The following is a 10,931-nucleotide window of genomic DNA, read 5'->3' as shown; positions in this document are numbered from 1 at the left end:
GGAGCCGGAGGAGGTGGGCGGGGTGGGTGAGGCGAGCGAGGCCGTGCCGGCGTTGATCGTCATGGACACCCCAACCCGGCGCGCGCTGAGGGTTATTCCGGTCCGGGGGTCGTCGTGCGCCCGGCGTCCGCGGCGGTCGGTCGGGCGCCCGGTCCGTCGCGTCCCGTGCGCCTCTTCCGACCGGCCCCGGCGTCCGGGGCCCCGCACGGCGATGCCGCCGGTGCGGGGGCCGGACGTGGAGGGCGCCGGACGTGGAGGGTGCCGGGCGCGGAGGGCGCCGGGCGTCCCGGGCACATGACGGTCTCGCGTGCTCGGGCGAGCTTGCCGTCATGGCGCTTCGACGTCCGGGGGCCGAACGCCCAGGTGCCTCGGTGCGTGGGGGAACGCCCGACCGCTTCGGCGCCGCGACGCGTTCGGTGTCCTCAGCGCACCGTCACGTAGACCGGCTCGGAGACCGCGCCGCCGCCCGTCACCCGGAGGGCGTTCTTGCCCTTGATGCCGAGCTTGACGCGCATGGAGTAGGCCGCGTTCTTGTTGACGGCGACCTTGGCCGGGAGGGAGACCCACTTGGCGCCCTGCTTCTGCTGGAGGACGACCGTGGTGCCCGCCTTGATGCCGGTGGCCTTGCCGCTGACGCGGAACTCCTGCCAGGCCGCGACCGAGTCGACGCTCGCCTGGGCGGTGAGCGCGGGCTTGGCCGCGAATGTGGCGGCAGGGGTGGCGGCGGGGGCGGGTGAGGCGGGAGCGGACGCGGACGAGGTCGGCGCGGGGGCGGGTACGGGAGCCGGAGCGGCGAAAGCGGCGGCGGCGCCTCCGGCGGTGAGACCGGCCGCGAGGGCACCGGCTATGGCGAAGCGGTAGGCACGGTTCATGACGTATTCCTCCCTGATGGACCCGTTGGGTCTCGATGACCCGATGGCGGGGCTTCACTGGGGAATACGGGAAAAGAGCGATGTCGGTTGCACCGTGCATCGAACTCTTTCCCGAGGTGTGTGCCGGAGGCGCCCTCAGGGACGAAATCCCGCCAGAGGGCCCCGTGTCACGACGAGAACGTGAAGTTGGAGTGGTTCGTCGCGAGCCGGGTCTCGTCCGGCCCGTAGGCCGTCACCTGGATCTGCCAGCGCACGGACGGGTTGACGACGATGAAGGTGGGGTGCCAGTTGGTGACGTCCCAGTTGAGGACCGGTGAGCGGACGGTGCTGTCGAGGCTCAGGCTCTGCTTGGTCAGGTCGCTGTAGGTGTGCCACCTGATGGAGGCCGTCCTGCCCTTCAGGCCTTTGAGCGTGACGTTCACCTGCACCTTGGTGAGGCCGGTGCCCACCGGCCCCTGGGAGAGGACGCTCGTGACACTGGCCGAGACTCGCGGGGGCGTCGGAGTAGGAGTAGGAGTCGGGGTCGCCGCGTCCGGCGGCGGGGTCACCTGCTGGTGGGTGCTCGCCGGGGGAGTCGAGGGCGTCGGCGGCGGGCCGGAGGGGGTCGGCGTCGAGGGGCCGGCCGCCGCGGCGGTCGTCGGCGGGGGTGTGGGCCCGTCGGCCTTGTCGTCCGAGGAGTGTCCCTGGAGCAGGACGGGCAGGAGCGCGCCGAGGACCACGGCCAGCCCGCCGGTGACCCAGTAGGCCCACACGCGGTGCCAGAACGGGTTCCCCGGTGGATCGGGCAGGTGTGGCGGATCTCCGGCGCTCATATCCGTCCCCCTCGGTATGGCCCCGGCATGTGCCTTTGGGCCGAGCGTGACGGGACGCTACTCCCGGAATCGGCCATTCAGGGAGGCGTATGAGGCGCATGGGCAGGAGCGCTTCCGCATGCCGCACGCCCCTGTAAGGGACGGGTTCCGGTTACGTCCATGACACCATGGACGGATATCTGTACTAGCCATGGAGTCACGCATGAAGGAGCCCGCTTCCGCCGAGGCCGAAGCGCCCGGGGGCGACCCGTCCGACCAGCACATATCCGCGCCGGCCGGAAAGTCTCCCGGCCGCCGGAACCGGCTGTTCGTCACCCTCGCCCTGGGCGGGCTCACGGCCGTGGCCCCGCTGTCCATGGACATGTACCTGCCGGCGCTCCCCGAGGTGACGGACTCGCTGCGAAGTCCCGCCGCCACCGTGCAGCTCACCCTCACCGCCTGCCTCATGGGCATGGCGGTGGGACAGCTCGTCGTCGGCCCGATGAGCGACAAGTGGGGCCGTCGCCGGCCGCTGCTCGCCGGCATGGCGCTCTACGTCATCGCCACCGTGCTCTGCGCGGTCGCCCCCAACGCGCCCCTGCTCATCACGTTCCGCCTGGCCCAGGGCCTGGCCGGCGCGGCGGGCATCGTGATCGCGCGCGCCGTCGTGCGCGACCTCTACGACGGCGTGGCCATGGCCCGTTTCTTCTCCACCCTGATGCTGATCTCGGGCGTGGCCCCGGTCGTCGCGCCACTCATCGGCGGACAGCTGCTGCGCTTCACGGACTGGCGCGGCGTCTTCGTGGTGCTCACCGTCATCGGCCTCGCCCTGACGTTCCTCGTCCACCGCTACCTGGACGAGACCCTGCCGCCCGGCCGTCGGCAGCCCGGCGGCCTCGGCGAGACGCTGCACGCGATGCGCGGTCTGCTCGCCGACCGCGCCTTCACCGGCTACATGCTGTCCGGCGGCTTCGCCTTCGCCGCCCTCTTCTCCTACATCTCGGCGTCGCCCTTCGTCATCCAGGACATCTACGGGGCCTCGCCGCAGACGTTCAGCCTGCTGTTCGGCCTCAACTCCGTCGGCCTCGTCCTCGTCGGGCAGATCAACGGCAAGCTGCTGGTCGGCCGCGTCAGCCTGGACAAGGCCCTCGGCTGGGGCCTCACCGTGATCACCCTGGCCGCCGCCGCCCTGCTCGTGCTGACCTCGGGCGCCTTCGGCGAGCCGGGCCTGGCCCCGGTCGCCGCCGGCCTGTTCGTCCTGATGGCCGCCATGGGCCTGGCCATGCCCAACACCAACGCCCAGGCGCTGATGCGCTCCGGCAACGCGGCCGGCTCCGCGTCCGCCCTGCTGGGCACCTCCACCTACCTGCTCGGTGCCATCGCCTCCCCGCTCGTCGGCATCGCCGGCGAGCACACGGCCGTCCCGATGGCCGCCGTCCAGCTCGGCTGCGCCGTGCTGGCGGTGCTCAGCTTCGTGCTGCTGTGCCGGCCGCGCGGCGGCACGGGCGCGGCGGGTGTGACGGGCATGGCCAGTGCGGCGGCGGGTGAGACGGGCGCGCGTTCCGAGGCGGGTACGGGCGCGGCGGGCGCCCGGGCCGCGGAGAAGCCTGCCGTCGCGGAGTAGAACGGCGCTGACGGAGTAGGTGGAGTAGTACGACTCTGACGGAGTAGTACGGCACCGCGGAGCGGTCCGCAGCCGCGGAGTGAACCGGGCCGCGGGGTATCCGGGCCGCTCTGTGCCATCCGATCCGGCCGCGCGGGCGGGGTGTGCCGTGCGCGGGGCGACGTCTCCTCGGCGGGACGGCCCTCGGGGGCGGCGTCGCCGGCCGGGGAACAGCGCCCTCATCGGCAGCGGCGGCACTCCTGCAGCGGCGGCACTCCGGAAACTCCGCGAAGCCGCCGCTCCTCGCTGCTCGCTCCCCGGCCGGCCCCCGGCCGCCTCCCGCCGCTTCCCGGCCGGCCGTCCCCCCGGCTGCTTCCGGACCCCCCGGTCGGCCGCGCGAGCCGCGCCGAGCGACGACAGCAGGGGCGGCGTGGCCCGCGCCGGCCACCACACCGCCCGTGGGCGCGGGGAAGCGGCGTCCGGCCACCGCCCACCCCGTAAAATCCACCCAATGCACGCCCCCGAGAACACGCCGCCGACCGGCGAGAACCTCCGCGCCGCGCTCGCCGGACTGCTCGACGGTCTGCCGCCCCGGCAGGCCGCCCGGGCCGTCGAGCGGCTGATCGCCAACTACCGGGGGCGGACCCCGACCGACGCGCCGGTCCTGCGCGACCGTTCCGACGTCGCCGCCTACGCCGCCTACCGCATGCCCGCGACCTTCGAGGCCGTCCGGCACGCGCTGGAGGCGTTCCGGGACCGGCTGCCCGACTGGTCGCCCGCCTCCCACGTCGACCTCGGCGGCGGTACGGGCGCCGCCACCTGGGCCGTCGCGGCGGCCTGGCCGGAGGAGGAGCAGCGGGCGACCACCGTCCTGGACTGGGCGGAACCCGCCCTCGCCCTCGGCGCCGAACTCGCCGGCACCGCCGCCGCGCCCGCGCTGCGCGCCGCGCGCTGGCAGCGGCAGGTCATCGGCGGCGGCCCGGCCGTCCCCGACGGCACCGACCTCGTCACCGTCTCCTACGTCCTCGGCGAACTCACCGACGACGCCCGCCGGGCCGTCGTCGACCAGGCCGCCTGCGCCCGCGCCGCCGTGATCGTCGAACCGGGCACCCCGGAGGGCTACCGCCGGGTGATCGAGGCCCGCGACCGGCTGATCGCGGCGGGCTTCGAGGTCGTCGCCCCCTGCCCGCACAGCGCGGCCTGCCCGATAGAGCCGGGCGCGGACTGGTGCCACTTCTCCGCCCGCGTCAGCCGGTCTTCCCTGCACCGGCAGGTCAAGGGCGGCTCGCTGGCGTACGAGGACGAGAAGTTCTCGTACGTCGCGGCGGTCAGGACCGGCGGCCCGGACGACGCCCCGGCGGGCCCGGACGGCCTTGCCGGCGCACGGGCCCGCGTCGTACGCCGTCCGCAGATCCGCAAGGGGCAGGTGCTCCTGGAACTGTGCACCCGGGACGAGGGCCTGCGCCGCGAGACGGTGACCAAGCGCCACGGCGACCTCTACCGCTCCGCGCGCGACGCGGACTGGGGCGACGCGTGGCCGCCGGAGGACGGGGCCTGACCTCTCCGGCCGTGATCGGCGCCGGCCTCCGGCCGACAGGCCGGGCGCCGGTCCCGCCGGACCGCTCCGGGTGGGAAGGGCCGGTGGGGCTGATCCCGGCGGGGCCAATGGGCCGACCCCGACGGAGCCGCCCCCGGCGACGGAGCGCCGAGCCCGGCCCTGCCGGGCGCCACCACCCCCGCCCCCCGCGCGGCAGCAGGGCCCGCACATATTCGCTGGTGCGCGCCCTGCTGGCCCCTGTACCTTGGGCCCCGCGACCGCGCCTCCGATGCGCTCGGCTGCGGCTACTTCCTTCTGACAATCAAGTGACGCCGCCGCCTCTTTGGATCTCGGCAGGCGCGGGCGCCTACGCCTCCGCCCCTCAAGCCAGTCGGCAGGGGCCGTTCCGTCCTTCGAATCCGGGGGGATTCGCTGCCTCGTCACACCCCACGCGTCTCCAAGCTGTGGTCCGAGATGCTCGTGGCCCCGCACATAGCGGCGGCCGCACGCTCGACGCTCCGGCCGTGGTCCGCGCACCGGCCCGCGGTTCCCGGCCCACCGCGCACCTACGCGGGCGGCCCGGCCTTCGTCCGGGAGCCCCGGGAGGAGCTCTTCCTCCTCGCGGTCGGCAACTTCGTCTCCCAGCGCACCTTTTACGAGAGCGGCGAGGAGCGCGACGACCGGTACCTCCGCCTCGTCCGCCGGCTCGCCATCGAGGACCCGGCGTGGACGGCCGGGCTGCTGCGCTGGCTGCGCGGCGAGGGCAACATGCGTACGGCGTCCCTGGTCGGCGCCGCCGCGTACGTGCGGGCGCGTCTCGAAGCCGGGGCGACCGACGGCCCGTCCAACCGGTCCGTGATCGACTCGGTGCTCCGGCGCGCCGACGAGCCCGGCGAGCTGCTCGCCCACTGGGTCTCGGCGTACGGGCGGACGGTGCCGCAGCCCGTGAAGCGGGGCATCGCCGACGGTGTGCGCCGGCTGTACACGTCCCGGTCCCTGCTCAAGTACGACACCTCGTCCAAGAACTTCCGCTTCGGCGACGTCCTCAACCTGGTGCACGCCTCGCCCGACCCGGACAAGCCCTGGCAGGGCGCCCTCTTCCGGTACGCCCTGGACCGTCGCCACCACCCGGAGCGGGCGGTTCCGCCGTCCTCCGACCGGCTGCTGACCGCCCACCGGGCGCTGATGGAGACGGCGGTGGGGGAGCGGCGGGCGGTGGTGACCGGGCCGGGCGGCAGTGAGCGGCTCGCCGCCGCGGGCATGACGTGGGAGTCCCTGGCGGGCTGGCTCCAGGGCCCGCTGGACGCCGCCGTCTGGGAGGCCGTGATCCCCTCGATGGGGCCGATGGCGCTCCTGCGGAACCTGCGCAACTTCGACGAGGCGGGGGTCTCGGACGAGGTCGCGGCCGGGGTCGCCGCGCGGCTGTCGGACGCCGCCGAGGTGGCCAGGTCCCGGCAGTTCCCCTTCCGCTACCTGGCCGCCCACCGCCAGGCGCCGTCGTCGCGCTGGTCGGAGGCGCTGGAGCGGGCGCTGGGCCACTCCCTGGCCAACGTCCCGTCGCTGCCCGGCCGGACGCTGATCCTGGTGGACCGGTCCGACTCCATGTTCTGGGACACCGTCTCCGAACGGTCCACGCTGACCCGGGCGGACGCGGCGGCGGTGTTCGGCACCGCCCTCGCCCTGCGCTCGGAACAGGCGGACCTGGTGGAGTTCGGCTGGACGAGCAGGAGGGTGCCGTTCGAGCGGGGCGAGCCCGTGCTGGAGGTGCTGAAACGGTTCCACAGCCTGGGCGGCACCCATACCGCGAAGGCGGTGCGGGATCACTACCGGGGGCACGACCGCGTCCTGATCGTCACCGACGAGCAGACCGCCGGCCCTGACAACCCTTACGGCCCCTACGGCTCCGGCCACCCGGCCGACCCGATCCCCGCCACCATCCCGGTCTACACATGGAACCTGGCGGGCTACCAGCCCGCCCACGGCCCCACCGCCCCCAACCGCCACACCTTCGGCGGCCTCACGGACGCCGCCTTCCGAATGGTCGGCCTCATCGAGGCGGGTGACGCGGCGACTTGGCCGTGGACCACCGACCCGGCCCCGGCGGCGGCCGGGATCTGAACTCGCCCTGGCCGTGAGCCGGCGCGGCTACAGGACTTCGAGCCGTGACCGCTGGGGCGCCGCCTCAACCAGGCCGGCCGTACCAGGAGAAGGTGCTGGGCTTCGCGGCTTGTTCCTTCGAGGCACTGGAGTCCCCGGGAATGGCCTCGGCCATCCGGCCCGCCTGCTGAAACTCCGACGCCTACCGACTCGCGAGGAACCCGACGGCACCGCCTACCTCCCCAACCGATGCGGCAGCCGACTGGAACGACAGAGTGCACAAGGCCGGCGTCCCGAATGCGGCCGGTGATGTCGCAGGGGAGATCTACAACGCCTTCTTCAAGCCCGGGTTCACCGGATCGTTGTCCAACCGGGCTGCTCCTACCCGGCAAGAGCTGAACTTCCGGGCGTGCATGGACGGTACAGTCCGCAAGGTGAGCGGGAACCGTCCGCTGTTCCGGTCGAGCTACATGCCGGATCAGTACCTCTACCACCATGGGGAGGCGATCACGCTGGAAGGAGCCCCGTCGCACAGTGCGGCGCCGGTGTACCGAGGGAACTTCGTCAGCTTCAGCCGCCTCATCGGCATCGATGTGGATCCGAAGAGCCTCCCGTACACGGACTGCCTGACGGGCAGTGGTCACGGAGGCAACCCCTGGGCGATCACCGTAATCTCCGGGGCGGACGTCAATCCCGCTACCGGGCACTTCTGCCTGGATCCGAAGCTCGCGGCGGATCCCGAGTTCAGCCATTAAGGGTCGCCGGCGATGATCTGGGTCCTCCTCGCGGTGCTCCTGTACTGGTTCGTCGTGGCCGCGGTCTGGGCGCTGCCGGCACTGATCGCGCCCGGTAGCCGGCGCTGGGGGCTTGTCGTGTGTCCTCTGCATCTCCTGGCCTTTCCGGTGATGCCGTGGCTGCTCGAACGTCGCTATGACGTCCCCTTCCGAGAGGGGGTGGCCTTCGCGGTGCCGGGGGCCATCGTTTCCGTCATCCGGCTGATCGTCGAGCTCACCGGTACGCACGGCCGCAGCGGCCGGGAGGAGGGAAGGGGAGGGGAGTAGGGCGTCCGGCGCTCGGAAGTGGCCGAACCCGGCCTCCGTACCGGAATACCTCTTCCGGAGCCCGGGCTTCCAGGCCGGCCGTGGCACCGCCGGCCGTCACGCCGCCCCGTCGGCCGTCACGCCGCCCCGCCGGGCGGGCCGTAGCCCCCGCGAACGGGGGGCGTCGGCCCGCCCGGCGTTGTCACCGCAGTTCCTGCGTGCAGCACTTCACGCTGCCGCCGCCCTTCAGCAGTTCGCCCAGGTCCATGCCGATCGGCTCGAAGCCGCGCTCCCGCAGGGGGGTGAAGAGGCCGACGGCCGCCTGGGGGAGGAGGACGTGGCGGCCGTCGCTGACCGCGTTGAGGCCGAGGGCCGCCGCGTCCTCCTCGGTGGCGATCAGGGCGTCGGGGAAGAGGCGTTCCAGGACGGCCCGGCTGCCGGGGGAGAAGGCGCCGGGGTAGTACATGATCTCGTCGGTGGCCGCGTCGAGGACGCACAGGGCCGTGTCGAGGTGGTAGTAGCGGGGGTCGATCAGGTCCAGGCCGATGACGGGGCGGCCGAAGAACTCCTGTGCCTCGGGGTGCGAGAGGGGGCTGCTGCGGAAGCCCCGGCCGGCGAGCAGCCAGGAGTCGGTGACGGCGAAGTCGCCCTCGCCCTCGTTGATGTGCTCGGGTTCGCGGACGACGGAGTAGCCGTGCGACCGGAACCACTCCACGTGCACCGCCGCCTCGGCCTCGCGCTGCGGGTGGGCGAAGCGGGCGCCGAGGACGCGGCCGTCGACGACGGTGGCGCCGTTCGCGGCGTACACCATGTCGGGCAGCTCCGGGCGGGGTTCGAGCTCCTCCACGGTGTGGCCGAGGGCGCGGTAGCGGTCGCGGAGGGTTTCCCACTGCGTGAGGGCGAGCGGCAGATCGACCGGCTTGGCCGGGTCCATCCACGGGTTGATCGAGTAGGTGACCTTGAAGTGGGCGGGCGGGCACATCAGATAACGGCGGGGACTCGCCGCCCGTGGTGCTGCGGTACGCAAGTCGCGCTCCTCACGGTGGTGTTGGGCACGTACGCGACGAGCGTACGTGCCCAAATCGTCCACGCTGGGCGGCGTTCGCGCATGAACTGTACGGGTGGTTTACGCACGGCCCGTCACGCCCCGGTGGTACCGCCCCGTCCTTCCCGCAACGCGCGCAGCAGTTCCCGTTTCGCCGCGAGGGGGTCGGTGCCCCGGCCGGGCCCGCCGGACGAGGTGCCGCGCAGCGCCTTGCGCGAGAGGTTGCTGTGGGTTCCGCCCACGCCGAGCAGCCTGCCGTTTCCCCGGGTCATGGGGGCTCCTTTCGTCGGTCTTCCAGTTCGTCGAAACGAGACGTATCGTCTTGCGACCCCGTTATTACGCCACGCCGCGCCCCGCTCCGTCAACCCTTAACGAGACGATACGTCTCGCCTCACTTGCCGCTACCCTGGCGTTCATGGCCACTACCAAGACCCCGCCCGACGCCAACCGCCGCAGCGAGCGTTCCCGTCGCGCGATCCTGGAAGCCGCCCTCGAACTCACCGGCGAGACCGGCTACCAGCGGCTCACCATCGAGGCCATCGCCGCCCGGGCCGGCGTCGGCAAGCAGACGATCTACCGCTGGTGGCCCTCCAAGGCCGCCGTCCTCCTGGACGCCTTCGTCGCCCTCGGCGAGGAGGCCGCCGACGGGCAGACCGAACTTCCCGACACGGGCGACCTGGAAGCCGACCTCAAACTCGTCCTCCGCGCCACCGTCGACGAACTCAACAGTCCGCGCTACGACGCCCCTTCCCGCGCCCTCGCCGCCGAGAGCGTCGTCAACCCCGACCTCTGCGCCCAGTTCACCAGGGCGGTACTCGAACCACAGCTCCAGCTGTACGTCAACCGGCTGCGCGCCGCCCAGGAGGCCGGGCAGGTCGACCCGGACGTCGACCCGCGCATCGCCCTGGAACTGCTCGTCGGCCCGCTCGCCCACCGCTGGATGCTGCGGACCCAGCCCCTCACCCACGCCTACGCCGACACCGTCGTCGAGATCACCCTGCGCGGACTCACCCCCCGCTGAACCCGCCCGGGCGGCCGGCCCGGTCCTCGTCGGCCCGGCGCTCCCGCCCGCCGCGGGAGCGGCCCGTGTCACACCCCCGGATGCGCCCGACGGTCACGCCGGGCGCGGGATGGTGGCAGCATTGAGCGGAGACCGCGGTCGAAGTGAGGGGATAGATGGAACGCAAGAGCAGATTCTCCCAGTGGCTGCGCCGCCCCAGGAGCGGAGCGGGCGGCGATACGGGTGCGGGGGCGGCCACCGGCGCCGCCCGCGAGGAACTGCTCCTGGCCGCGGCCGCCGCGGGGTTCCCCCTGGCCCCGGCCGCCCACCCTTCCGGTTACGGGTGTTCGTGCGAACGCATCGGCTGTCCCACCCCGGGACGACATCCGGTCTCCTTCGCCTGGCAGACCCTCGCCACCACCGACCCGGAGAAGGTCGCCAAATGGCTGCGGGCCCAGCCCGAGGCCAACTTCGTCACCGCCACCGGCATGGCCCACGACGTCCTGGACGTCCCCGCCGAGGCCGGCCGCAAGGCGCTGGACCGGCTCACGGCCGCCGGCATCGAGGTGGGCCCGGTGGCCACCGTCGCCCCCGACCGCATGCTCTTCTTCACCGCCACCCGCGGCACCCCGGACGACGAGGACGAGTGGTGGCCCTGTGAGCTCGACTGCCACCCCGAGACCCTCGACGAACACCCCGGGCTGCGCTGGCACTGCCGCGGCAGCTACGTCCTCCTGCCGCCGTCCCGGCTGCCCGGCGACGACGCGTACGTGGCGTGGCTGCTCGGCCCGGAGCGGCCGCTGCCCGACCCGCTGACGCTGCTGGAGACCCTGACGGACGCGTGCGCCCAGTACGCGGGAGACCGCCCGGACCACGAGCACCACGCGGCCTGGCCGATCGGCCGCTGAGCTCCGCGCTTACGGGTGGGTGGTGGGTGGTGGGTGGT

The 10,931-nt window shown here is 73.3% G+C and carries 11 protein-coding genes; 7 read left to right on the top strand and 4 right to left on the bottom strand.

Annotated features, from left to right (window positions below; genetic code table 11):
• Positions 1 to 422: 422 nt before the first annotated feature.
• On the bottom strand, positions 423 to 872 hold the full coding sequence (locus tag ACSNOK_RS24470; protein ID WP_436782918.1) for a hypothetical protein: 450 nt from the start codon (positions 870 to 872) through the stop codon (positions 423 to 425).
• 167 nt (positions 873 to 1,039) lie between these two features.
• Positions 1,040 to 1,684, bottom strand: a complete 645-nt coding sequence (locus ACSNOK_RS24465) for a hypothetical protein (protein WP_436782917.1) — start codon at positions 1,682 to 1,684, stop codon at positions 1,040 to 1,042.
• A gap of 190 nt (positions 1,685 to 1,874) precedes the next feature.
• Between ACSNOK_RS24465 and ACSNOK_RS24460 the strand changes: the two genes are divergently transcribed.
• The 5 genes from ACSNOK_RS24460 to ACSNOK_RS24440 all read left to right on the top strand — a co-directional run bounded on the left by ACSNOK_RS24460 (position 1,875) and on the right by ACSNOK_RS24440 (position 7,961).
• Entirely contained in the window at positions 1,875 to 3,287 is a 1,413-nt protein-coding gene (locus ACSNOK_RS24460) for a multidrug effflux MFS transporter (RefSeq protein WP_436782916.1), read from the top strand.
• 490 nt (positions 3,288 to 3,777) lie between these two features.
• Positions 3,778 to 4,824 (top strand): small ribosomal subunit Rsm22 family protein, encoded by a 1,047-nt coding sequence (locus ACSNOK_RS24455; RefSeq protein ID WP_436782915.1) that lies wholly within the window; start codon positions 3,778 to 3,780, stop codon positions 4,822 to 4,824.
• A 453-nt stretch (positions 4,825 to 5,277) separates the two neighbouring features.
• Positions 5,278 to 6,921 carry a TROVE domain-containing protein gene (locus tag ACSNOK_RS24450; protein ID WP_436782914.1) on the top strand — a complete coding sequence of 548 codons (1,644 nt, stop codon included), beginning with the start codon at positions 5,278 to 5,280 and terminating at the stop codon, positions 6,919 to 6,921.
• Between the two features lie 254 nt (positions 6,922 to 7,175).
• Positions 7,176 to 7,655: a hypothetical protein gene (locus tag ACSNOK_RS24445; RefSeq protein WP_436782913.1), complete on the top strand. Its 480-nt coding sequence runs from the start codon at positions 7,176 to 7,178 to the stop codon at positions 7,653 to 7,655.
• A 12-nt stretch (positions 7,656 to 7,667) separates the two neighbouring features.
• Positions 7,668 to 7,961, top strand: coding sequence for a hypothetical protein (locus ACSNOK_RS24440; protein WP_436782912.1), 294 nt, complete (start codon positions 7,668 to 7,670; stop codon positions 7,959 to 7,961).
• 181 nt (positions 7,962 to 8,142) lie between these two features.
• Here ACSNOK_RS24440 and ddaH read toward each other — a convergent pair whose 3' ends face one another.
• Together ddaH and ACSNOK_RS24430 are read right to left on the bottom strand one after the other, a co-directional pair.
• Positions 8,143 to 8,967, bottom strand: a complete 825-nt coding sequence (gene ddaH, locus ACSNOK_RS24435; RefSeq protein WP_436782911.1) for a dimethylargininase — start codon at positions 8,965 to 8,967, stop codon at positions 8,143 to 8,145.
• Positions 8,968 to 9,080: 113 nt separating this feature from the next.
• Entirely contained in the window at positions 9,081 to 9,257 is a 177-nt protein-coding gene (locus ACSNOK_RS24430) for a DUF6243 family protein (protein ID WP_436782910.1), read from the bottom strand.
• Positions 9,258 to 9,400: 143 nt separating this feature from the next.
• Here ACSNOK_RS24430 and ACSNOK_RS24425 point away from each other — a divergent pair, with 143 nt between their 5' ends.
• Positions 9,401 to 10,006, top strand: a complete 606-nt coding sequence (locus ACSNOK_RS24425; RefSeq protein ID WP_436782909.1) for a TetR/AcrR family transcriptional regulator — start codon at positions 9,401 to 9,403, stop codon at positions 10,004 to 10,006.
• Positions 10,007 to 10,161: 155 nt separating this feature from the next.
• Entirely contained in the window at positions 10,162 to 10,893 is a 732-nt protein-coding gene (locus ACSNOK_RS24420) for a bifunctional DNA primase/polymerase (protein ID WP_436782908.1), read from the top strand.
• The last annotated feature ends 38 nt before the right edge of the window (positions 10,894 to 10,931 follow it).

This window comes from Streptomyces sp. URMC 126 (assembly GCF_051386555.1).
Lineage (GTDB): Bacteria > Actinomycetota > Actinomycetes > Streptomycetales > Streptomycetaceae > Streptomyces.
This window is presented reverse-complemented; position numbering and strand designations above follow the sequence as displayed.

Coding starts and splice junctions, on each gene's coding strand:
- ACSNOK_RS24470 (WP_436782918.1), bottom strand. CDS start 872: ATGAACCGTGCCTACCGCTTCGCCATAGCCGGTGCCCTCGCGGCCGGT.
- ACSNOK_RS24465 (WP_436782917.1), bottom strand. CDS start 1,684: ATGAGCGCCGGAGATCCGCCACACCTGCCCGATCCACCGGGGAACCCG.
- ACSNOK_RS24460 (WP_436782916.1), top strand. CDS start 1,875: ATGGAGTCACGCATGAAGGAGCCCGCTTCCGCCGAGGCCGAAGCGCCC.
- ACSNOK_RS24455 (WP_436782915.1), top strand. CDS start 3,778: ATGCACGCCCCCGAGAACACGCCGCCGACCGGCGAGAACCTCCGCGCC.
- ACSNOK_RS24450 (WP_436782914.1), top strand. CDS start 5,278: ATGCTCGTGGCCCCGCACATAGCGGCGGCCGCACGCTCGACGCTCCGG.
- ACSNOK_RS24440 (WP_436782912.1), top strand. CDS start 7,668: ATGATCTGGGTCCTCCTCGCGGTGCTCCTGTACTGGTTCGTCGTGGCC.
- ACSNOK_RS24430 (WP_436782910.1), bottom strand. CDS start 9,257: ATGACCCGGGGAAACGGCAGGCTGCTCGGCGTGGGCGGAACCCACAGC.
- ACSNOK_RS24425 (WP_436782909.1), top strand. CDS start 9,401: ATGGCCACTACCAAGACCCCGCCCGACGCCAACCGCCGCAGCGAGCGT.
- ACSNOK_RS24420 (WP_436782908.1), top strand. CDS start 10,162: ATGGAACGCAAGAGCAGATTCTCCCAGTGGCTGCGCCGCCCCAGGAGC.